This window comes from Bacillus sp. TH17, from assembly GCF_016651125.1.
GTDB classification, from domain to species: domain Bacteria; phylum Bacillota; class Bacilli; order Bacillales; family Bacillaceae_G; genus Bacillus_A; species Bacillus_A mycoides.
In genome coordinates this window covers 2455384-2478505 of sequence record NZ_JAEKEN010000001.1, presented here as the reverse complement: position 1 = coordinate 2478505, position 23122 = coordinate 2455384, and the positions used below count along the sequence as shown (strand labels likewise).

Sequence of the window (23122 nt, the reverse complement as noted above, 5' to 3'; positions counted from 1 at the left end):
TGCTTATCTATCATCTTTAATCGTTGCTTATAAATATGAACGATGAGATGGCCATGAACCTTGGAGTTTACGAAGTTGTATAATTTGACCTGTATGATATGCATCGTGCAATAGGATATTCATATATTGTTGCCAAACTGGTAGAGACGGACTTGGTTGATCCAGTTCTGCTTCTTGAAGGGATGTTAATGAAGATTGTAAGGCATCATGTACTTGGAGCGTTCGCTTCACTGTTTGTTGCCAAGCACCATCATCATTAGGTCCACCTTGGACAAAAGTGTCATCATTATTTTGTGGAGCAACAAATGTGTCATCCTGATGTAAGCGGGAAAGTAAGCGCTCTTTAAAGATTAGTAAATGGTTTGCATTTTCCCAAATCGTATTACTGGCCGTTCCTTCTGGGTGCCAACATGCTTGTGCAGCAGTAAGATTCTTTAACGCTTCTGATATCGGTGGGTACCATTCTTCTTCGTAAAAAACTTGCTTGACTCCATTTTGTAATATTTCTTTTTTACTCATTCGTATAGCCTCCTTAACTATGAGATAGACCAACAACAAGTGTTAGAGAAATTAGAAACGTACCTACTTATCATCTGATTGATGTTTGGAAGTTTTTAAAAGAACAATACGGCGCCGTTGTAGTAATTGCAGAAATAAACTTATGCTTTCCAAATCATTTTTATAAACGTAATAAATTCTCCTTTCTCTTCAATAAACCTGCCTCATAGTTGAACAAGAAAATTAACTGCAGCTTAAATTTAAAAGCTTGTAGCAATATAAAGTTTCAGAGAGTTTTAAAATTCTAAAAAATTAGAAGGTATAATTCGATAAATATAGAATTTAATACATAGCAAATAAGGAGGGGATAAAATGGAAGTCTTTCACGTGACGAGTAGAAAAAGGGAAACATACAACGTTCAAATGAAGTATTCGATACTTTTCGAATGCGCACTTGGCATTGCGGCAATTACTCATAAGAGGTTAATCGACACGCTTGAAAAATCTCAAAGCGAATGGGAAGAAATAAGACAATCTTTATCACATGAAATGATAGAACATTTACAATTTGTTGAGAAGCATAATACGTGGAAAGCGTTGCTACAGTTACTGTATGATGGAGATTTTACGGATTTATCTCAGTTTGTTCACAATATCAATTCGTTATCGGAAGTAGATTTTAAATATGTGTGCTTACCGTTTTTAGGAGAAATGCATCAAGGAAAAAGACGTTTAGCAGCAAATGGAGACGTAACTGCAATACATGAATTAAAGGAACTGGCACATGATCACCAGTTTTTCTCTACTTATATTGGCTTTATATGTGATGCAGATGTACAAGAACTAAAGGGTCATTTAATCGCGGTTATGACAGGATGGTATGAGGGTGTTATTAAGAAAGAAGAGGAGCAACTGCTCTCTATATTAAAGCGAGATTATGAAGCGAAAAATGAAATGAATAAAAAGATGAAACCGGAAGAGTTTGTCGAGTGGACTACAGGTGGCGTTACATATATGCCAGAGCCAAGTGTGCATCACGTACTTCTTATCCCGCAAATTACATACAGACCGTGGAACATAGAAGCTGATATTGAAGATACGAAAGTGTTTCATTATCCGGTCGCAAATGAAAGTATACATCCGGAAGATCCGTATGAGCCGAGTTATTTTTTAGTTCATAAACATAAGGCGCTCGGGGACGAGGCAAGGCTTCGTATTGTAAAACTACTATTTGAACAAGAGCGTACGCTGCAAGAAATAACGGAAAGATTACAACTAGGAAAATCGACAGTACATCATCATTTGAAATTGTTACGTTCAGCAAAGTTAGTTGATATTCAAGACGGGAAATATGTATTGAGAAAGAAAGCAGTGCAGTCTTTAGCGAAAGAATTAGATGCATTTTTGAATAGATAATATACAACGAGAATGTACATAAAGGGAGGAATTTAATAGAAAAGTTGGTGAGCTATAGTGAATAGTGTATTGAAAAATCGTTCATTCTTTTTTATGTGGATTGGCAGTGCAATTTCAGAATTAGGCGGGGCTTTCGGGACGTTATGTAATTCAATTCTCGTTTATGAATTAACAGGATCAAAAACAGCATTAAGTAGCATGTGGTTACTATATTTTATCCCGTCACTCATACTGCAACTTATAAGCGGGCCATATATTGATAAATGGAGCAGAAAGTGGATTATGATTTTTTCGCAATGGATGCGGGCCTCTGTTTTCTTACTGCCTTTAGTAATGCTAGTTACTAACAGTGTAGAAGTATGGCACATTTACGTTGTTCAAATTATAGTAGGGCTCATTACGCCGCTGTATACACCCGCCAGTCAAGCGATTACACCGAGCATTGTAAGTAAAGAGCAGCTTCAAGATGCAAATGCATATATAGATGGAATGACTCGTCTTATGATGTTTCTAGCGCCAGTATTAGGTGGTATCGTCATTCATTTTATTGGAATGAAGCTTACATTATTTTTTGTGTGCGTTTGTCTATTTATAAGTGGAGGATTATTACTTTTCATTACAGAAAAGAGGATAAAGCAAGAACTTCGAAAAACGTGGCTAGAAGAGTTTCTTCACGGCTTTACATACTTTTTCACAAAACCAGTTATCGTTTGGCTTGGTATCTTTCTAACATTCGTTCAATTTGGAGTAGGAGTAACGATGGTTACGAATCTTCCTTATATTAAAGATGAACTATCGGCAGGGTATGCTGAATACGGTTATTTTATGGCAGGATTCCCACTTGGCTATGTAGTTGGTTCCATATTAGTTGGGAAAGTGAAGTATAGAAGCCGTAGATTGCTTATGCTTGGAGGATTATTCGTAGGGGGCCTTACTTACATTTCACTAGGTTTAAATAATAGTATTATTATTGCGATTGTAATCGAGGTAATTGCTGGTATATGTATTGCATTTTTCAATGTTCATAACACGACGATATGCCAACAAACTGTCCCAAGTAATATGATAGGAAAAGTATTTTCAGTGCGATTATTTTTCATACGATCGGCAATGCCATTAGGTGTGTTATTAGGGGGAATACTGAGTGAAATGTTGGGAGTGAGAGTACTATACTTTATCATTGGCTCGATTATATGTGTCACTTCTTTAATAGGAATATTGCTTCCGTATTTCAAATTTTTAGATGAGGCGATTGAGGAGAAGTCAGCATAATTCTAAAGATTTGAAACTTTATAATTGAAAACAATTATCATAATCAATTATAATAGAAGAATACTAGTATTCGTATTACAAAGAGGGAGTGGAATATATGTTTATCGAAACGAAGACATTTACAGTAAAAGAAGGTACATCTAATATAGTTGTAGAGCGTTTCACAGGAGAAGGCATTATTGAAAAATTTGAAGGATTCATCGACTTAAGTGTTCTCGTTAAAAAAGTAAGACGCGGAGACGAAGAAGTTGTAGTTATGATTCGCTGGGAATCGGAAGAAGCATGGAAGAACTGGGAAACGAGTGAAGAGCACTTAGCTGGACATAGAGCGGGCCGCGGTAAGCCAAAACCAGATCATATCATTAAGGTTGAGCACGGAGTTTATTATGTAAAATCATCGAAATCGGCTTATCAACAGTCGTAAAAATACATTTGTTTAATTATATTCTTTCGAATAAATAACCATCTATCTGCTTACTGATAGATGGTTATTTATATTGAATAAAGAGAATGATTCGCCTGTGATGTAAGAAGAATTAACGGACAGGTTAAAACTAGAAATGTTATAATATAAACTCGATCAGTGAGTAAGATTAGGAGGAACAATAATGGTTCAATCGATAGTTCATATCGCATTAGTAGTAAAAGACTATGATGAGGCAATAGAATTTTATACAAAGAAACTAAATTTCACATTAGTTGAAGATATTTATCAGCCAGAAGAAAACAAACGGTGGGTAGTGGTATCTCCTCCAGGTTCAGTCGGCACAACAATATTACTAGCGAGGGCATCTAAACCTGAGCAAGAGCCCTTTATTGGTAACCAATCAGGCGGTAGAGTATTTCTTTTCTTAAATACTGACGATTTTTGGAGAGATTATAATGAAATGATTTCAAGAGGAATAGAATTTGTGAGAGAGCCGAAAGAGCAATCATACGGAATTGTTGCAGTATTTAAGGACTTATACGGGAATTTATGGGATCTACTGCAACTAAAGGATGATCACCCAATTGCACAAAGAATTAATAGAAAGCAATGCGACTAAGCATTTCACAAGTATGTGAAAATAAAATAGAGCTCGGTATGTAAAATTAGCAGTGTGTATAATGGAAATGTATGAGAAAAAATATAATTCAATATCGTTTAAAAGGTGTTTTCTTATTTTAGAAACTGAGAAATATCGATCTATTCTTATAAGAATAGATCGATAACTTGGAGGATAGAAATGTTAGAAAATCTTTCATTTATTACATATGAAAGCCATAAAGAGTTAGTACATAAAATTCTAAATGAATATATCGCTAGGAATGAAGTGAGTGGGTTAATGCTCATCGGATCTATCGCAAGAGGTGACGCATACCCCGAATCCGATATAGACGTATATGTTCTTTTAGAGAATGGACAAAAGAAAGATTTTCATTCAGAAATGAGAGAAGGTAGTTTAATTGAATATAAGTATGCAGATTTTAATAGAATTCAATTAAACCTTAAAAATAATCCAATGGAATTATACTCTTTTTTAGAAGGAGAAATTTTATTTGATAGTAACGGTGAGTTGAGAAGGTTAAAGGAAATAGCTCAACATAATTATGAAAATTATGCTGTTTCTAGTGATAAAGTAAAAGGCATTTCTCATTGGTTACATAGTTCGCTTATTAAAATTCAGGCTGCTTTGAAAGCAAAAGATGAGTTAAAAGCTTCATACATAGTTCACACATCAATGTGGACATTGCTAGAGGGAATATGGGCTATTAATAACAGACCAACACCTCCAGCTGGATCTGCTTTAAGGTATATTCAAGCATTACTTAGTAGACCGACTAATTTTGATGATTTGCTTAATAAAGTGTTCTTAGGAGATACGAAGGAACGTATTCATTCGGCAATTATCGTGATTGAGTGGGTTTTAGTGAATCAAGTGTATTGTTTTTTGGATCCCATTCCTTATATAAATTAATTACACTAGCGTTAGAATATTGACGAATAAAGGTTACAGTATACACAGTTTCTTTATGTTCATAAGTTTTTAAAACGGGTATATGTTTTTTAAACTTAGTCGGTTCGACGCGAGGTTTAAACTCATCTTCGTCCATCATAGATGAGAATAATGAATTTAAATAATCGGGATATAACCCGTTCTGCTTTGCCCAATTAGAAATGGCTTCATCTGGTGGGAAACCCGGATTCCCATTCGAAAGTTCTTTCCGTTCTTTTAATAAAGAGCAAATTTTTTCATCAATAGAAGATAAGCGTTCATCATAATGATCAGTAGGGCGTTCAAAAGGCATTCGTTGCATAATCATTCCTCTTTTCCTTTATTTTGTTTTCATATTTTATTATAACTGAAACAATTCTCATTTTTTACAATATAATCAATTAATTTAAATTTTTAGAAAAATAGGATGTTTATGTGTTAAAATAAATATAGAAAACCATTTATTAACTATCGGCAGGTTAATAGAAAAAGGGTGTAAATAGTTAATAATGTCACAATTAAAATGCAACTAGATAGTTAGGAGGAATGATTATAATGGATACTACACAACAAAACAGTAATGCATGGGATAAGAAGGTTGAAGAAGGTTCTAGATACACTGAGCCTGTAAGTAGTGAGGTTATTGAAAAAAGTAAATCAGGTGAATGGGAAATCACAGTCACCACAGAAAAATCAGTTCCTAGAGATTGGTTTCCAAAGTCATTAGAGGGATTAAAGATACTTTGTTTAGCATCAGGTGGAGGGCAACAAGCACCAGTACTGGCTGCTGCTGGAGCAGATGTAACAGTTACTGATATATCTAAGAAGCAATTGGAGCAAGATGAAATGGTAGCGGAACGGGATGGATTAACTTTAAAAACAGTACAAGGAGATATGTCAGACCTTAGTGATTTTGAAGATGAATATTTTGATATTGTCGTAAATCCTGTTTCTAATTTGTTTGTAAAAGATGTTCATCTTGTATGGAATGAGATTTCAAGGGTTTTAAAGAATAAAGGTATTCTTATTTCTGGATTTACAAATCCTTTACTATGGATTTTTGATGACAACCAAGAACAAAAAGGTATTTTGGATGTTAAACATTCAATACCTTCATCAACATTGGATTATTTACCAGAGGATGAAGTTCAAGATTATATTAATTTAAATCAAACAATAGAATACGCACATACTCTAGAAGATCAAATCCAAGGTCAAGTTGAAGCTGGTTTTGTTATAACGGGTTTTTACGAGGATGATTTTGGTGGAACAAGGATATTAGATAAGCATATTAAAACTTTTATTGCTACAAAAGCTATAAAGTTAAAGGTTGATTAAAATTTTTGGCTCGTTAGTCGAAGAAAAAAACTTGAAAACAGTAAAAGTTCAATGTATGTCAAAAAGGATGGCACTTGCCATCCTTTTCCTTGTGTAGTTTGAGTGTCAAAACAAGTTTTACTCTTCTTAACTGAACCCGTTATAATAAATAGTCCATCTTTTCACATTAATTTTTCACATCATTATATAGTTCCAGCGCCTCTTTCACATTCAATCTATTTTTTACAATGCCATGAATTGCTTGAATCATCGCAGATGGATGTTCGGATTGCCATATGTTTCGGCCCATGTCTACTCCGATTGCGCCTTCTTGCAGCGCATTGTACGTAATGTTTAATGCGTCTTCGATTGAATCTAGTTTCGGTCCTCCCGCGATTACGACTGGGACAGGGCATGTGCTCGTAATTTTTTCGAATCCTTCGCAGTAGTACGTTTTAATAATATCAGCTCCCATTTCAACACATACGCGGGAGGCGAGTGCTAGAAAGCGAGCTTCACGTTTTTGTAGTTCTTTCGCAACGGCGGTAATACCGAGTACTGGCAGGCCGTAATCGTGAGCTTCAGAGACTACGTTTGCGAGATTTGAAACAGTTTGTGTTTCATAGTCTGATCCAACAAAGACAGAAACGCCGACGCCAATCGCGTTTTGTTTTACTGCTTCTTTCACAGGTGTAACAATTGTTTCATTCGCTAAATCTTTGCCTACTACAGTTGCCCCGCCTGATACACGCATAACCATTGGTGTGCTGCAGTTTTCAGGTATACAGGAGCTGAGTACACCTCGAGTTAAAAAGAGGGAGTCTGTATAAGGAAGCAAGTTTTTAACTGTTTCTAACGGTTGTTCAAGTCCGTGAATTGGCCCTAAAAAGTAGCCGTGATCTATCGCTAACATAACCGCTCTGCCGTCAGGTAAAATTGTGTTTAATCGATTTTTAAATCCCCAAGTCATTAGGAATCACTCCTTCGTTAAGGTTGGATTTTCAGTTTGTACAGTATCTTTATTTGGTAAATGTGGTGACTTTATAAAAACAGCTTTAAAAGGCTTATCAGAATGGTTAATAAGATAATGGGATTCATGAGGTCGAACTTGCAAGACATCCCCTTGTTTGATCGGAACTCTCTCGTTATTCACATAGAAATCTATTTCGCCTTCTAACGCATAGAAGACTTCTTCGCACGTTGTATGATAGTGATTTTGAAACTCTTGCCCAGGCTGAATCACGACTAGGCCAAGATCGATATTTGGACCTTGTATTAAATATTTAGGCCCGTTATCACCGAAGCGATAGGAGAAATCATTTTCATTCGCTTTTAACATATATTTCACTCCTTTATGTAATGTGTTACAGAGCACCGGGTGCAATCCACATATGTGAGGTGAGCCCTTTATCGGCTAAAGCGAGCTGACTGTTATACACAGTTTTCCATGTTTCATAGAATTCCTTATATAGTTCATGATTTTCAGTGACTGGCTCAAATGCTTTTTCCCACTGTACAAACTGTTCGGCAGTCTCTGCCATAGATGAATATATGCCAGCACCAACCCCAGCAGCAATTGCAGTTCCTAAAGCTGCCGCTTCTTTTACAACTGGTACTTTCACTGGGATTCCAAGAACGTCTGAAAGAATTTGCGGCCAAAGTTTTCCTTTAGCAGCACCGCCAGCAAAAATCACTTCAGAAGGAAATTTACCTGTGAGAGCTTCTATTAATTTCAAGTTGCCGAATGTAACGAAGGCGGCATTTTCTTCTATTGCCCGGAACATTTCTTTTTTACCGCATTTATCAGCATCTAAGCTCAAATTTAAAAAGGATGGTGCAGCATGTCGCCAAGAAATATAATTCATTACATTTGAAAAAGTGGGGATTATGCCATGTGAGCCTACAGGAACTTCTTTCGCTTGTTCTTCTAGTAATTCATAAGCATCTACACCGAGTTTTTCAGCGAGCCGTTTTTCTTCATGGCAAAAGGCATCTCGAAACCACCTCATAACAAGGCCAGGGAAGAAAGCGATTGTTTCGTATTGCCATAGGTTAGGAACGACATGGCAATTTACGCGAAGTGCCGCATTTGGATCAGTTTCTGGTTTTGTTATATTTACTTCTTGTTGCCAAAAACTGCCCCCGCATATAAATGTTTGTTCAGGTTTTACAACTCCAGTTCCAAGCGATGCCATTTGTGCATCTCCGCCGCCAGCAACGACCGGTGTTCCTTCATATAATCCTGTTAACTCAGCACTTCGTTTTGTGATATTCCCGATAACTGTACCAGCTTCATTTACTTTTGGAGAAAAGGCTAGAGTAAGACCGCATTGCTCAGCAACCCAGTTATCCCAAGCTCTATTTTGTAAATCGAATATACCGGACGTACATCCGTTTGAAGGATCAATTTGTAGTACGCCGCACAATTTATATAAAATCCAATCGTTTAACATCGTGAAAGAATGAATGTTTCTGTACACGTCTGGTTCATGCTTTTTTATCCAAAGTAAGCGAGGTAAAGCACCTAACGAAAAAGTTTGACCGGATTTTTTATATAAATCCTCTTCAATTTCGGAACGAATTTGTTTTAGTTCACTAACTTCCGCTGACGCGCGACCATCAACATTTGCACAAGCCCATATTTCCTGCCCGTTTTTATCGTATAAAACAAAGCCTTCACGCATACTCGTTGCACTAATACCTTTAATAGAAGAGGAGGACGTATTACTTTTTTGAAGAACCTCTTTCGTACATTGTTGAACGAGCTGCCAGTTTTCAGTTACATCAAAATTCATAGAACCAGGGTAACGACTATCTGATTTATGAATCCATTCTTTTTGACTAACAGCAAGTTGATTACCGTTTAAATCAAAAAGAACTGCTCGAATGCTCCCTGTACCAGCGTCGTAAGCTAATAGAGTAGACATTAAGAGTCACCTTCCTTTCTTAATAAGGAGAGGGCAGTTTCTTCATCGGTAATTAATGTATGAATGAACTTTCCTTTTAAGGCGCCGTAAATTGCAGCTATCTTTTCCGTACCGCCAGCTACACCAACGACATGTTTCATATTTTGAAGAACAGAGAGTGGTGTGCCGATAAGACGGTTATGATGGGGAAGTTCTAATTGTTTTCCGTCAGTATTATAAAATTGCCCTAAAATATCTCCAGCCCCGTGTTGACTACGTATATAAGTCATTTCACGTAGTGTTAATTTTTCTTCTTTCACAATTGTGGCGTCTTGAGATAAGCTGCCAATGCCAACTACTGCTGTATGAGCGAGTGAAGCGACGTGAAGCATATCTTTCACGCTCGGTTCAGATAGAATAATTTGTGTCATTTCGTTTGTAGATGTAAGAAAAGGGGTAGGAATAATATGAAGATCGCCTTGCATGTAGTTTAAATAGCTTTGATTTCTTGGAATATAGTGATTTACGCCTCCTGTAAGAGTAACGATTGAAAGACTCATAGAGCTATCAAAATGAATGTTTTCTAGCATTTTACTTATCGTCTCTCCCCAGCCAATCCCAAGTAAATCACCTTGTTGCAATTGAGTTTCTAAATATTGTGCGGCAGCTTTTCCGAGTGAAAATGTATAATCCTCAGTTGGCGTTGGAATAACGAAAGCATCTTTTAGATGGAATTTTTTTATAAGGTCACGTTCGATACTTAAACAGTGTAAACCAGTACCTTTTATGTGAAATGTGACGACACCTTCCGTCCGTGCTTTATCTAACAACCGAACGACTTTATTTCTTGAAATGTGAAGAAGTGAAGCAATTTCTTGCTGGGTTAATTGATCTTTATAATAGTACCAAGCTACTTTTGTTAACAAATTGTCTTCAAAGTTCAGCTGTGACATGCTCTTCATCCCTTTCAACAATTGACCACTGCTTAAACATATGTGCTCGTTATTTTGTTTATTCCAGTTGAAGCGATAAAGTGAAACTTTAATCAGTGGGGCGGGGGGTATTAATCCCCACTGATTATTAGCCCTCACCAATCGGGCGTTTACGGGCAGTTGATCTCCCACCTAACTTCTTTGCTCCAGCCGAATTTTGAGGTGGGAGTCTTATTGCCCGTTAATGCGGGATAAATAGTCTGGTGAAAATAATGCTCAAAAATCTTTATCGGTAGGGGAGAGTATTTTAAAAACGTATCCAGATATTAACGCAGTAATATGTCCAGATGCAACAGCACTACCAGCAATGGCGCAAGCAGCTGAGAATTTGAAAATGGATAAGAAAGTAGTCGTAACGGGATTTTCGACACCGAACGTTATGCGTGATTATGTAAAACGAGGAACAGTACAACAATTTGGATTATGGGATGTAAAACAACAAGGTGCCCTCGCAACGTATGTTGCAAATGAAATTGTTGTAAAAGGGAAGAAGTTAAAAGTCGGAGATAGCTTTGAAGTAAAAGGAATCGGAAAAGTGAAAGTAGAGCCGAACTCTATTCAAGGGTATGACTATGAGGCAGAAGGAAATGGTATTATCGTATTACCTGAACGAGTTGTATTTACGAAGGATAATATTGATAAGTATAATTTCTAGTAGAAAATAAAAACGTCCGAATATATCGGACGTTTTTATTATGTCGTTTTTTTAATCTATTCATTAATTGTGAACAGCTTCTTTTTCATTTAACCCAAGTGTGCGTCCTGTTGAAGCGTGAAGCTCTTGGAACAGTCTTGGATTTTCCGTAAGTGACACGCCGTAAGAAGGGACCATTTCTTTTATCTTTGGCTCCCATTCTAGTATACGTTCTGGGAAGCATTTTTCTAATACTTCAAGCATAACGTGAACCGCAGTAGAAGCACCTGGAGAAGCACCAAGTAACGCAGCGATTGATCCGTCATTTGCACTAACAACTTCTGTACCAAATTGAAGTGTTCCTTTACCACCTGCGTCAGTATCTTTAATTACTTGCACACGTTGTCCAGCCACGACAGTATCCCAGTCTTCACTTTTAGCGTTCGGAATAAACTCACGTAATTCTTCCATACGCTTTTCGTGTGATAACATAACTTGTTGGATTAAGTATTTTGTTAATCCCATTTCTTTTACACCGGCTGCTAACATCGTTAAGACGTTATTCGGTTTTACAGAACCAATTAAATCAAGGTTTGAGCCAGTTTTTAAGAATTTAGGTGAGAAGCCTGCAAATGGTCCAAACAGTAAAGCTTTTTTATTGTCTATATATCTCGTATCAAGGTGAGGTACAGACATTGGTGGAGCACCAACTTTAGCTTTTCCGTATACTTTTGCATGATGCTGCTCTACAACTTTTGGGTTTTTACATACCATAAATAGTCCACTTACTGGGAATCCTCCAATATGTTTTGACTCAGGAATACCAGTCTTTTGAAGTAGAGGTAGACTACCGCCACCGCCGCCGATAAAGACGAATTTCGCAGTATGATGTTCAATTTTGCCACTATTCATATCATGTACTTTTACTTCCCACAAACCATTCTTCGTGCGTTTAATATTTTCAACACTATGTTTGTAGTTTAGCTCAACATTTTTAGTTTTTAAGTAATCAAATAACATGCGCGTTAACGCACCGAAGTTAACATCTGTTCCAGAGTCAATCTTCGTTGCAGCCATAGGTTCATTAGAATTACGACCTTCCATAATGAGTGGAAGCCATTTTTTTAATGTGTCAGGTGCATCAGAAAATTCCATTCCTTGGAATAGAGCGTTTTTTGAAAGCGCTTCAAAACGTTTTTTTAGAAACTCTACATTTTTTTCCCCTTGCACCAAACTCATATGAGGTAGTGGCATAATAAAATCTTGTGGATTACGAATTAAGTTTCTTTTTACAAGATAAGCCCAAAATTGTCTTGAAAGTTGAAATTGCTCATTTACTTTTACAGCTTTACCAATATCTATAGACCCGTCAGAATTTTCGGATGTATAGTTAAGCTCACATAGCGCAGAATGTCCTGTACCAGCATTATTCCATTCGTTAGAACTTTCTTCTCCGGCATTAGCGAGTTTTTCAAATACTTTAATTTCCCATTCAGGTGCCAATTCTTTAAGTAATGATCCTAACGTTGCGCTCATAATTCCTGCGCCAATTAAGATAACGTCTGTTTTTTGCTGCATGTTGCTCATGATAATCTCTCCATCCCCTATATTGGCAAAAAAGAGTAGGTGTTTTTATATCTAAGCCGTAAAAAGAAAACACCGCCTAGGCCCCACCTAGGTATTTACCTTTTTTGTCTCAATTATATAACCATCTCATAGTCTATTATAATAATTAATAGACTAAAATATCTAGTGTTATCTGATAATTTTAAACTATTTAACGTTTTATTTCATAGAATTCTTCTGTCATAAGGGTAAAAAGCATAGTAGTAAAGCGGAATTTGGAGAAGAATTCCATTTTGATGTTATGTCAAAAAAACTTCTATTTTTATGTTTTATCTTTGGAAACTAGTAAAATTCTATTTTCGTGACATCTAATTTGAAAAAATAGAGTAAATAACAAATAAATGATAAGATTATTCTGAAAATAATTAAGGAGGGATACCAATGCTTACAAAAGAACAAGTCGCAAACTTATTTCGAAACTTTTCTGTGAATGAATGTAAAGGATCTAGTGACTTATACGAATATTTATCAATAAAAATTTCTGAAGATGAGGAAGTTCTTACGTTAGCTTCCTACGCACAACCTGGTCAACCAGTCCCAAACTTATTATTAGGTGCAGTCCATTATTTATTGTTAAAAGGAAAAGAGCACAGTTTAAAAAACTATTATCAAAGTTTAGTTGAAAATGCTGATATAAATTTTGAAAATGCCTTTTACCAATTTAAAGATTTTTGCCATGTATACCCAGAAGAAATTATCTCTTTATTACAAACGAAACTTGTTCAAACGAATGAAGTAAGACGATGTGCCTATTTATATCCAAGTTTCTGTTACATATTTAATAAAGTGAACAAACCATTGGCGTTAATAGAAATTGGTACAAGTGCGGGATTACAACTATTTTGGGATCAATATCGTTATTCATATGGAACGGAAGAAATGTATGGAAATAGACAATCAAATGTTCATTTACAATCAGAAATAAAAGGGGAGAAGAAGCCCTCCTTTTTAAAACAAAGTCCACCTGTTATGGAAAGAATCGGACTAGATTTACATGTGAATAATTTAAATGATGAAGAAGATTATTTATGGTTACGCGCGCTTATTTGGCCAGAACATAAAGAAAGACTTGAACTATTCGATCAAGCAGCAACGCTTGTAAAAGAAAAATCAGTACAATTAATTGAAGGGGACGGTGTAGCACTTCTTCCAGCCATTGCGAATCAAATAAGGGAAGATGCTGTAATCTGCATTTTCCATACACACGTCGCAAATCAAATACCTGAAAATGTAAAACATACGCTAGAAAAACAAATTAAAGAAATTGGTGCAAAACGTGATGTATTCCACCTATATAACAACATGTGGGACCGGGACCTTCATATTGATTATTATATTAACGGAAACGAATATTGTGAAACGGTTGGGGAAACGGAAGGGCATGGAGGGTGGTTTAGTTGGAAGCTTGGGAATGAGTCGTTCTGTTAAATGTAATTTATATAGCGGACATGAACAAAACCTCCACTGATTAGATTGCTATAAATGTATCTTGAAAAAAGAGGGATGAATAATATATAAGAGTATATTTGTATATAAATTTTAATAAATACAAAAGAGCTTGTTCACAATATTGTCATGAAAAATAATAGGAAATCACTTTAGAAAGTAGGTATACTTTGAAATCTAATCCACTCAATAAAGGAGATTATGTATGAATAATCAAGAGCTAAACGAGTTGAAAAGAAATCGAACGATACCGATCTTTGATTGCCTTTATGAAATCGACGAGCAGCTAGAGTTTTACACAGCACTAGGATTTGAAATTACGTACTATCAAAAAGCACCGTATCGTTTTGCATCTGTAAAAAATGAATTTACAGAACTTAGTTTTTTCGGAGATAAGAATTTTGATATAGAACAAAAACATGGTGGATGCTACATTGTCGTTTCAAACATTGATGATGTATATAACATATTGAAAACGAATCTTAAAAAATATTATGGCAAAATTCCTACGAAGGGAATACCTCGTATTTCTAGATTAAATGCTACAGCAGAAGATCGGAGATGTAATATTACGGATCCAAGTGGAAATACACTTATTATAGGAGAGCCGTTAGGCGATTCAACACTTTTAATAAGCGAAGAAAAGAAACAAACAAAAACTTCATCTAAGTTTGAAAAAATTTATAAATTAGCTTATAAATATGCCTATTCAAAAGAAGATTTCCTAGCAGCAAGCAACTTATTAGAATCAGTTTTTAATAAACGAAGCGATTCAGTTTCTAATGAACTATATTTTAAAGCAAAAGTGGTCCAAATAGATGTTTTAGTTACACTAAATAGACAAGAAAAAGCTACAAAAATCATTCGAGAGTTAGAATCAATCCAATTAACATTAAATGAAAAAAGAAATGTAGAAAATGAAACCCAACGCTTATTAGAAATAAAAGATGAGATACTACTGGTAGTTTAAAAGTAGTATCTCATCTTTTATTTTCTTTTGTTTGAAATTTGTACTAACGATTAGGAAATCATGTCACCTATTTTAAGGTTCAGATAAAATATATATTAATGTACGCTCGGGTTCACGTCTTTTTTCGTCTTGGTCAAATAAATAACTAAGCTCAAGATTATTGCGAGGAAAATTACGCTAGTTCCCACGGTACCGAGACCAAGACCACCGGAATTGTGAGGCTGTGATAAATAATCTCCAAAAGAGGCGCCGAAAGGACGAGTTAAAATATAAGCGATCCAAAAGACCAACACTGCATTTAATTTGAAGCGGTAGTAAGCGATGGATACAGCCCCAATTAATGAGGCAAATATGAGCGCTGAAATCCAGTAACCTAAGTTGAGACTTTCTGCTACGAGATCACCAGCTGCAGTACCTAATGTGAAGGTGAATAGGATAGCCAACCAATAGAATACTTCACGTTTTGTTGTGTAAATAGAGTGAATGGACAGTGTTTTTTCACTCACATACCAAGCAGCAAAAGTTGCCAGTAGCAAAAGAGTGAAAACGATAGTTGTAGTCTCTAAAGCGATCCCGAAGTTGTCCGTAAGATTGTCGGTGACCAGCGTGCCAACAACACTAATTAGCAAAACAGTGAGCCAGTAAACCGATGGAATATACTTCTTCAACCTGAACTGGAAGAACAGTGTGATGAGCAAGAGAGCACTCATAACAAAGGTCGTTTTAGTCAAGCCGAAGTTCAAGTTTGTATTTAAGAAGTCCGCGCCTGTTTCGCCCACTGTAGTTGCCATGATTTTGATAATCCAGAAGAAAATCGTGACTTCTGGAACTTTGCTCAGCATCTGCCAACCTCGTGATGAAACAGAAGTGACTTCATCAGGAAGAGGGATAGTATCTCTATTCTTATTTTGGTCCGTCTCATAATTTTTCATATATGATTCCTCCTTACTAGTTATTTATGTATAAACTGAGTGTAACTAATAAGAATGAGATTCAGATGAAATTAGGATGAAAAGAACATTAAAAACAGATGAAAAAAGAAATGAAATACATCCAGCATAGAAAAAGGAACGATTCTTCCCATAATTTTTATGGAAAGAATCGTTCCTTTTTTGCTAGAAATATAAACTATAAATTTCAGTATCGACTATTAAAAGGGTGGAATACTTTGCGGGAAGTTGAAAATGTTTTTTGGGTCATATTTAGCCTTTACTTCCATTAACCTATCAAAGTTACAGCTGTAGTAAGCATCCGGCCAATCTTTAATGGAGAGGTCGGGTGTATTAACGTAAACGCCTTTTGTGTATGGTAACATTGCTAATCGGAAATCTTCGGTCCATCGAATGCTTGCGGCAGCACCTTCTTCTTGATCCCAAGTGGCGAATATTGACATGTTCGAAAGTGCTTTTCGGTAAAAATATGCTGTAGAATCGTTCGATACGTCTGCTACGGCTCCGCCTAAGCCATGGAAAAATAGAGAGGTTGTTGCATGCTGGGGGGAATTGTTTATAAAGTGATCGACGATCGTGAGTGCTTCTTCTGGCAATAGTGCATACAAATATGGACCTACACTTTTAAATGGTAAAGGCGCTATAGGCTGTGTTGCAGCAATTCGTGTTGCAGCTTCTACCCAAGGTATTTCTTCTATAGTTACTGTTAACGGTGAACCAGCTTGTAATAATGGCTGCAGAAGTGCTTGCAATTCCTGAACTGAACCTAGGAATACTCCTTGCATCAATAACGATGGTTCCACCCCTGAAGACATGAAGAGGGTGCTTGTAAATCGCTTATCAGCGCAAGGAAGAGTGTATTCTTGCCAAGAATTTAGTACAGATTTTAAATCTTTTAAGTCCCAGCTTATTTCCGCAAATCCCACTGTATTAATTTTATGTGTTCGAAACTTGAAGGAAGTACATATTCCAAAGTTACCACCACCTGCACCTCGATATGCCCAGTAGAGATCCGAATTATGATTAGCGTTGGCTCGTATAATACAACCGTTCGCGTCAACCATCTCTAGCTCAATTAAATGATCAAGAGTTAATCCCCATGGACGGGAGAGTATACTATGTCCGCCGCCTAATGTCACACCTGCAATACCAGGAGTAGGACAAACGCCGCTTGGCACAACTAACCCTTCAGCTGCGAGCGTTTCAGTTAAAGAAAGGTTTCTCCATCCAGTTCCGATTGTAACAGTCCCACCATTATGATCTATTTCTAATTGCTTCATTTCACTTACATCAATTACAATTCCAGCATTGTTAACGGATAACCCTTCGTAATTATGACGACCAGAGCGCATGCGCATAGGTACGTTATGCTGTCTCGACCAGCGAACTGCATTTACTACATCCTGTGTATTTTGAGCAAAGACAATGATTAATGGGAATTTGTTGAAAAATGTGTTGAATTCCTCTCTAGCGGAATTATATTCTGGATTTCCGGGAGTTACGATACGTCCTGTAAGTTCAATATTTTGATTACTCATTTAAGTCTTCTCTCCTTGTCACATAATAAAATATCTAAAATGTTAGTCGTCAGGTGTAAAATCAAATAGAAAAATAGAACTGACTATACGTTATAAGTAGATGAATGAGTGAGTGAGGGGGATTATTCCTAGAATGGGATTTTCGGGGAATCGAGATAATAAATAAAAGGCAACACTACATGTATCTCAAATGCAGCATTGCCTTAATAAAGTTAAATATATATACTTAAAATTTCCCCAGGTAATCCATCAATCTCGCAAACTTTTTCAGATGTAAAACCAACGTTTAGTAAAATTTTTCGAGAGGGGATATTGTTTGGATCGATAATTGCCTTTAGTACGCTTACATCTGTCTGCTTCGCTATTTCAATTAATTCTCTTGCAATATAACTACCATATCTTTTTCCCCAGTGCTCTGGCAAAATCATATACCCAATTTCAGCTTCTTTTACATTATCCTCATTTACCGTAACATGTCCAAGGCCGATAAATTCATTTGTTGCACTGTCATAAACTTTATAAGACCCAAACAGTTTATGCTTTTCATTGCGCCTTAACAATTTTTCATAGTCGTTTTGTGCCTCTTCTAGCGGAATAGCACGCTCTGTAATTTGTGCCATCACTCTTTCATTTGATACGAGCTGGAAATATGGACTAAAATCTGTTGCTTCAAATTTTTTGAAATGCAGTTTATGCATAGGGTTCCTCCAAACGAATTTTTATTAGTTCTTCAGAAAAGATAAACGATAGTTAAATAGTGATCTCTATTTGATTGCCTTCCGGATCACTAATTACACTTTCGTAATAGCCATCTCCAGTGAAACGTGGTCCATTTAATAAAGGAGAACCAGCTTCTTTTAACGTTTTTGTTAGTTCATTTACACGTTCTTCACTACCAACAGAGAAAGCCATGTGTGCATAGCCAGTGATATTTAGGTTAGGCTCGTTTTCTATGCCTTTCTTACGCATAATTTCAAGGCGCGCTCCAGATTCGAACGTAATAAAATAAGATTCAAAGTGTTTCGCTTCATTATGATATAAAGAGTTTGCTTTACCATTAAAGTACTTTGTATAGAAAGTACGCATTAATTCTAAATCATTTACCCAAAGTGCTATATGTTCGATTTTCATTCGTTTCACCAATCCTATCTTTATGTAAATTTGAAAATATGTACTCTGTAATAATTAGCGAAATTCAACAACACTAATTAGATGTTCACTTTATTAAATTTGCATGCATATTGCAAGAAATAAGAATGGACGTTAGGAAAAAGCGGATTGTAATGAAAAAATTTTATTAATGGTATTAGATGATTTTTAAGTCATAACATGCATACAATGTCTAATTAAGTGAATTACGTACGTCAAAATTTCAAATAAGGAGGGACATTTGTGGGGCAATTTGAACAAATGGTGATTGTCGGTATTTCCATGTCTTTTATACTGTCTATTATGATATTAGGGTCTGCATATTATAATCCTCGCCTTTGGTTAAATGATTATCCGAAAGATATTCAAAAAGTAGTTTTGCCAAAATCGATAAATGAGAAAAAACAAACATTTTATTTCGGAATTATTTACAATATTATTCTCTTCGGAACGCCTTTAGTTTCTACATATATACTACATCACCATGGGGAATTATTGTATATTGAAGCCTATTTACATACTTTTGGGATTGTAATGATTTTCAATTTAGTAGATTTATTAATAATCGATTGGCTTATATTTTGCTGGATTACTCCAAGATTTGTTGTTATTCCTAGTACTGAGGGAATGAAAGGATATAAAGACTATAAGTTTCACTTAAGAGGTGCAATAGCTGGAATGCCATTTTTAGCAATTGTAAGTTTATTCTTGGCAGGAATTGCGACAACGATCTAGTGTGAAGTAGAAGGTCATGAAGAGTTTATAGAAGATAAATAGATTTATAATGTATAGAATTAGAAATGAAAATTTGATAATATTGGAGTAGGAAGTTTTAAAAACAGTATATTAAGTGGTATTAATATACTGTTACAAATGTTTTGATACTCTGTGGAATTCCCTAATTTAATGGAAGGATTTCATAGAATTCAAAAAAATGTAATGGAGGCTATTATGAAAAAAATAATTGGCGCAGCAACAGCAACAGTTCTTGGATTGGGGGCTTTTACCACATCTGCTATCGCAGAAACTATCGTAACAGCGGATGTACTCAACGTACGTGAAAAGCCAACTACGGAATCAAAAGTTGTCGAAAAAGTAAAAGAAGGACAAAAGTTAAAGGTCATACATACTGAAGAAGGATGGTCAAAAATTGATTTAAATGGTAAAGAATTGTTTGTAAGTTCGGAGTATACAAAAGATATTTATCATGTAACAGCAAACCTATTAAATGTACGTACTGAAGCAAACACAGAATCAGAAATTCTTGGCAGACTGAAACAAGATGATGTAATTGAATCAACACATCAAGTAAAAGATGGATGGCTGCAATTTGAGTATAAAGGAAAAACAGCTTATGCAAATGTTTCTTTCCTATCAAGTACAGCACCAATTGAAAAGAAAGCTGAAGAGAAAACGAAGCGAGTAGCGAAAGTACAAAAAGCAGTTAAAGCAAAGGAAGAAGTAAAAACGCAGAAAGAAGCAAAAGTACAAGAAATAGCAAAAGCGAAAGAAACAACAAAAGAGCAGAAAGAAACGAAAGCAGAAGAAATAGTAAAGCCTAAAGAAGAAGCGAAAGTAACAGAGAGAGTAAAAGTTAAGGAAGAAACGAAAGTAGAAGAAATAGCAAAGCCTAAAGAAGAAGCGAAAGTAACAGAGAGAGTAAAAGTTAAGGAAGAAACGAAAGCAGAAGAAATAGTAAAGCCTAAAGAAGAAGCAAAAGTAACAGAGAGAGTAAAAGTTAAGGAAGAAACGAAAGCAGAAGAAATAGTAAAGCCTAAAGAAGAAGCAAAAGTAAAAGAAATAGAAAAAGAAGAAGCGAAAGCGCAAGAAATAGCAAAGGCTAAGGAAGAAGCAAAAGCACAAGAAATAGCAAAAGCTAAGGAAGAAGCAAAAGCACAAGAAATAGCAAAGGCTAAGGAAGAAGCAAAAGCACAAGAAATAGCAAAAGCTAAGGAAGAAGCAAAAGCACAAGAAATAGCAAAGGCTAAGGAAGAAGCAAAAGCACAAGAAATAGCAAAAGCTAAGGAAGAAGCAAGAGCGCAAGAAATAGCAAAAGCTAAGGAAGAAGCGCAAGCACGAGAAATAGAAAAAGCAAAAGCGGAGGAAATAGCAAAGGCTAAGAAAGAAGCGCAAGCACGAGAAATAGAAAAAGCGAAAGAAGAAGCGAAAGCAAAAGAAGCAACAAAGACACAAGAAGTATCTAAAAATAACACACAGTCTGCTAAACGTGAATTAACGGTAGTAGCGACAGCATATACTGCTGATCCAAGTGAAAATGGTACATATGGTGGACGCGTTTTAACTGCGATGGGTCATGATTTAACGGCAAATCCTAATATGAGAATTATCGCAGTAGATCCGAAGGTAATCCCATTAGGATCTAAAGTATGGGTAGAAGGTTATGGAGAAGCTATTGCTGGTGATACTGGTAGTGCTATTAAAGGAAATCGTATTGATGTTTTAATGGGTTCAAAAAGTAAAGCTATGAACTGGGGAAGACAAACTGTTAAAGTAAAAGTTTTATAATAATGGTTATCCAAATAGAAGTCAGTTCTCTTTATTGAGACTGGCTTTTGTTTTTTACCTTAATGCGATTCATTGGAAAAATTTGAAGGATATGTAAAAGGGTAAAACCTTAATTTTGCTACTGAGTACCGTGAGCAGTAAAAGTAACCCTATTGAATTATATAATCCTTATTTGTATTTCTGACAACCATATTGTTCTTCTATCACTATTAAAATACAATTAGATAAATAGGAGAAAAATATTCATAAAATAGTAATTGTTTTATTTAGTCTTATACTAGGGTTTATAACGTTCCAAATCCCTATAGTGTCAGAATGGATACAGAACTCAGTCTTCTTGTAAATTGTTATTATTTTATTATCGTATTCATACCAAAAAGATAACGTTGATAAGAATGAGAAAAATGATGATTAGCAACAATAAAAAATGTTTTATGTACTGAAAGTTATTAAAAGATTAGTATCGAGGATTACCTTTATAAGTGAGAAGAGGATAGAATATGACAATGGAATTATATGGCGAACATTGGGATGGAATAAAAGGATATAGAGTAATGGAAGGGAAAGATTCATATAATCATTATTTCGGTGGTCAAGATTGTGAATTACCATTGTGTAAGTTATGCGGTGAGAAAATGCATCAAATTTTTTGTTTTGATTTGAAAGATGGGAAACTTGCTGAACTTAAAAATGCTGAATTGATTGTATTACCATTCATCTCTTGCTTGAATTGTTCGATGGTGTGGGAGCCACAATATTTTCAGTTAAGTAATGGTGGTAAAACGGTACAAATAATAAAACAAGACAATACGGAAGATTGGATAATGGAAGATGAGGATAAACTACCGGTCGATCTACCAAAAACTAATGTAAAGCTAACGAATATGAAAAATGAAGATATACCTACTGATGAAGATAGTTACTGGGAAGCTTTTGACTTATTCGGTTCGGAATATGTATGTAGATTGTTAGGAGCGCCTCTATACGATGATGTTCCAGAAGATTTAGGATGTCCAACTTGTTCGAAAGAGATGAAATATGTTGCTACAATTACACAAGATCTTGAAGAACGGGAACTTATTTCAGTAGTTGATTTTCTGTTCGGTGAGATGAATATATATTATTACTTATGTAAAGATTGTTCCGTTATGAAAACTGAAATACAAGGAACATAATAAAATAAGACTGACAAAAAGAGTCAGTCTTATTTTTGTATCGTAACATCAGTAATAATCGCATGGAATATATCTCTTTGCGTGAAATCATCTGTAAAAACAGTCTCTCTATTAACCTCAATTGTATCGTGTGGGTTATACCATTTACTTAATAAATCTTCTCCAAATTCAAGTCTTTTTTCTCTCGTATTATGCCGTCTAATTGTTTCTTCAAGTGATAAATCAAAATAATATGTATAAGCGTTTCCTTTAAAATAATGTATTAATTCTTTTAACATATCACCGTATCTACGACTGTTTAGTATACCTTCTAAAATAACAAATTCACATTTTCCTTTTCCATACTTCGTAATTTCAAATAGTAAATCATGAGATAAGTTACCCATTGTGTCGTGCACTTTTAACATATCTCTACGTACGACATCCTGAGAGACTAGTAGTGTCCCTTTGCCAAAATGCTCTTGCAGTTCTTTTGCGATTGTTGTTTTGCCACTTGCGGAGTTTCCTCGAAGAATAATTAATGTTGACTTCAAATTCTCATCTCCAAATTGTTTTAGTAAGCGCTTCTCGCCAGTTTATAGAAGTTATTGCTTTCAAAGTGATATGGGACATTGTAAATAACCTCCAGTTTATTTGTGGTTTGATTATAGGAACACTTTATTTTAAAGATACAATATTTTCTTGAAAAATAAACAGAATTATTGTAAAGTAATGATAATTAAAATTTATAT

22 protein-coding genes and 2 pseudogenes are annotated in these 23122 nt (G+C 35.5%); 12 read left to right on the top strand and 12 right to left on the bottom strand.

Going from position 1 to position 23122, the window contains the following annotated elements; all coding sequences use genetic code 11:
- Positions 1–27 precede the first annotated feature (27 nt).
- Positions 28–519, bottom strand: a complete 492-nt coding sequence (locus tag JFT95_RS12605) for a DinB family protein (RefSeq protein ID WP_113709971.1) — start codon at positions 517–519, stop codon at positions 28–30.
- 351 nt (positions 520–870) lie between these two features.
- Between JFT95_RS12605 and JFT95_RS12600 the strand changes: the two genes are divergently transcribed.
- From JFT95_RS12600 to JFT95_RS12580, 5 genes are all read left to right on the top strand, one after another.
- A complete protein-coding gene (locus tag JFT95_RS12600) occupies positions 871–1914 on the top strand; it encodes an ArsR/SmtB family transcription factor (protein WP_201052401.1) in 1044 nt (347 codons plus the stop codon).
- Positions 1915–1971: 57 nt separating this feature from the next.
- Positions 1972–3186: an MFS transporter gene (locus tag JFT95_RS12595; RefSeq protein WP_201052399.1), complete on the top strand. Its 1215-nt coding sequence runs from the start codon at positions 1972–1974 to the stop codon at positions 3184–3186.
- Positions 3187–3283: 97 nt separating this feature from the next.
- Positions 3284–3610, top strand: a complete 327-nt coding sequence (hmoA, locus tag JFT95_RS12590; protein WP_000469495.1) for a heme-degrading monooxygenase HmoA — start codon at positions 3284–3286, stop codon at positions 3608–3610.
- A 184-nt stretch (positions 3611–3794) separates the two neighbouring features.
- Positions 3795–4232, top strand: coding sequence for a VOC family protein (locus tag JFT95_RS12585; protein WP_000250787.1), 438 nt, complete (start codon positions 3795–3797; stop codon positions 4230–4232).
- 180 nt (positions 4233–4412) lie between these two features.
- Positions 4413–5144 (top strand): nucleotidyltransferase family protein, encoded by a 732-nt coding sequence (locus JFT95_RS12580; protein ID WP_201052397.1) that lies wholly within the window; start codon positions 4413–4415, stop codon positions 5142–5144.
- On the opposite strand, the pseudogene JFT95_RS12575 reads toward JFT95_RS12580, so the two are convergent.
- A pseudogene (locus tag JFT95_RS12575) lies at positions 5101–5484 on the bottom strand (hypothetical protein); the annotation flags it as partial. The gene JFT95_RS12580 and the pseudogene JFT95_RS12575 overlap by 44 nt on opposite strands.
- A gap of 233 nt (positions 5485–5717) precedes the next feature.
- On the opposite strand from JFT95_RS12575, the gene JFT95_RS12570 reads away from it, so the two are divergent.
- Positions 5718–6500 (top strand): class I SAM-dependent methyltransferase, encoded by a 783-nt coding sequence (locus JFT95_RS12570; protein WP_016101165.1) that lies wholly within the window; start codon positions 5718–5720, stop codon positions 6498–6500.
- Positions 6501–6666: 166 nt separating this feature from the next.
- Here the strand turns inward: JFT95_RS12570 and lsrF are convergent, their stop codons facing one another.
- The 4 genes from lsrF to JFT95_RS12550 are packed head-to-tail and all read right to left on the bottom strand — an operon-like array spanning position 6667 to position 10338.
- Positions 6667–7449 (bottom strand): 3-hydroxy-5-phosphonooxypentane-2,4-dione thiolase, encoded by a 783-nt coding sequence (gene lsrF / locus JFT95_RS12565; RefSeq protein WP_193653300.1) that lies wholly within the window; start codon positions 7447–7449, stop codon positions 6667–6669.
- 6 nt (positions 7450–7455) lie between these two features.
- Positions 7456–7818, bottom strand: a complete 363-nt coding sequence (locus JFT95_RS12560) for a cupin domain-containing protein (RefSeq protein WP_000909986.1) — start codon at positions 7816–7818, stop codon at positions 7456–7458.
- A 25-nt stretch (positions 7819–7843) separates the two neighbouring features.
- The gene (gene lsrK, locus JFT95_RS12555) at positions 7844–9406 is read right to left on the bottom strand and encodes an autoinducer-2 kinase (RefSeq protein WP_201052395.1); all 1563 of its coding nucleotides are present in this window, start codon (positions 9404–9406) and stop codon (positions 7844–7846) included.
- On the bottom strand, positions 9406–10338 hold the full coding sequence (locus JFT95_RS12550) for a sugar-binding transcriptional regulator (RefSeq protein WP_201052393.1): 933 nt from the start codon (positions 10336–10338) through the stop codon (positions 9406–9408). Before JFT95_RS12550 ends, lsrK begins: the two co-directional genes overlap by 1 nt.
- Positions 10339–10579: 241 nt before the next feature.
- Between JFT95_RS12550 and JFT95_RS12545 the strand changes: the two are divergent.
- Positions 10580–11032, top strand: a pseudogene (locus tag JFT95_RS12545) (substrate-binding domain-containing protein); the annotation flags it as partial.
- Positions 11033–11095: 63 nt separating this feature from the next.
- Here the strand turns inward: JFT95_RS12545 and JFT95_RS12540 are convergent.
- Positions 11096–12598 (bottom strand): malate:quinone oxidoreductase, encoded by a 1503-nt coding sequence (locus JFT95_RS12540; RefSeq protein ID WP_201052390.1) that lies wholly within the window; start codon positions 12596–12598, stop codon positions 11096–11098.
- A 420-nt stretch (positions 12599–13018) separates the two neighbouring features.
- Here JFT95_RS12540 and JFT95_RS12535 point away from each other — a divergent pair, with 420 nt between their 5' ends.
- Entirely contained in the window at positions 13019–14065 is a 1047-nt protein-coding gene (locus tag JFT95_RS12535) for a DUF2332 domain-containing protein (RefSeq protein WP_201052388.1), read from the top strand.
- Positions 14066–14288: 223 nt separating this feature from the next.
- Positions 14289–15053 (top strand): VOC family protein, encoded by a 765-nt coding sequence (locus tag JFT95_RS12530; RefSeq protein ID WP_201052387.1) that lies wholly within the window; start codon positions 14289–14291, stop codon positions 15051–15053.
- Between the two features lie 95 nt (positions 15054–15148).
- On the opposite strand, the gene JFT95_RS12525 is transcribed toward JFT95_RS12530, so the two are convergent.
- The 4 genes from JFT95_RS12525 to JFT95_RS12510 all read right to left on the bottom strand — a co-directional run bounded on the left by JFT95_RS12525 (position 15149) and on the right by JFT95_RS12510 (position 18672).
- Positions 15149–15985: a COG4705 family protein gene (locus tag JFT95_RS12525; protein ID WP_201052386.1), complete on the bottom strand. Its 837-nt coding sequence runs from the start codon at positions 15983–15985 to the stop codon at positions 15149–15151.
- Positions 15986–16203: 218 nt separating this feature from the next.
- On the bottom strand, positions 16204–17541 hold the full coding sequence (locus tag JFT95_RS12520; protein WP_201052385.1) for an FAD-binding oxidoreductase: 1338 nt from the start codon (positions 17539–17541) through the stop codon (positions 16204–16206).
- Between the two features lie 212 nt (positions 17542–17753).
- A complete protein-coding gene (locus JFT95_RS12515; protein WP_201052384.1) occupies positions 17754–18239 on the bottom strand; it encodes a GNAT family N-acetyltransferase in 486 nt (161 codons plus the stop codon).
- A gap of 52 nt (positions 18240–18291) precedes the next feature.
- Positions 18292–18672, bottom strand: coding sequence for a VOC family protein (locus tag JFT95_RS12510; RefSeq protein WP_201052383.1), 381 nt, complete (start codon positions 18670–18672; stop codon positions 18292–18294).
- 261 nt (positions 18673–18933) lie between these two features.
- Here JFT95_RS12510 and JFT95_RS12505 point away from each other — a divergent pair, with 261 nt between their 5' ends.
- The 3 genes from JFT95_RS12505 to JFT95_RS12495 all read left to right on the top strand — a co-directional run bounded on the left by JFT95_RS12505 (position 18934) and on the right by JFT95_RS12495 (position 22391).
- Positions 18934–19425, top strand: a complete 492-nt coding sequence (locus tag JFT95_RS12505) for a nitroreductase (RefSeq protein WP_201052382.1) — start codon at positions 18934–18936, stop codon at positions 19423–19425.
- Between the two features lie 216 nt (positions 19426–19641).
- Entirely contained in the window at positions 19642–21216 is a 1575-nt protein-coding gene (entB, locus tag JFT95_RS12500) for a cell wall-binding protein EntB (RefSeq protein ID WP_242487610.1), read from the top strand.
- Positions 21217–21716: 500 nt separating this feature from the next.
- On the top strand, positions 21717–22391 hold the full coding sequence (locus tag JFT95_RS12495) for a hypothetical protein (RefSeq protein ID WP_088039605.1): 675 nt from the start codon (positions 21717–21719) through the stop codon (positions 22389–22391).
- A gap of 29 nt (positions 22392–22420) precedes the next feature.
- Here JFT95_RS12495 and JFT95_RS12490 read toward each other — a convergent pair whose 3' ends face one another.
- Positions 22421–22924 (bottom strand): kinase, encoded by a 504-nt coding sequence (locus tag JFT95_RS12490; protein WP_201052378.1) that lies wholly within the window; start codon positions 22922–22924, stop codon positions 22421–22423.
- Between the last annotated feature and the right edge of the window lie 198 nt (positions 22925–23122).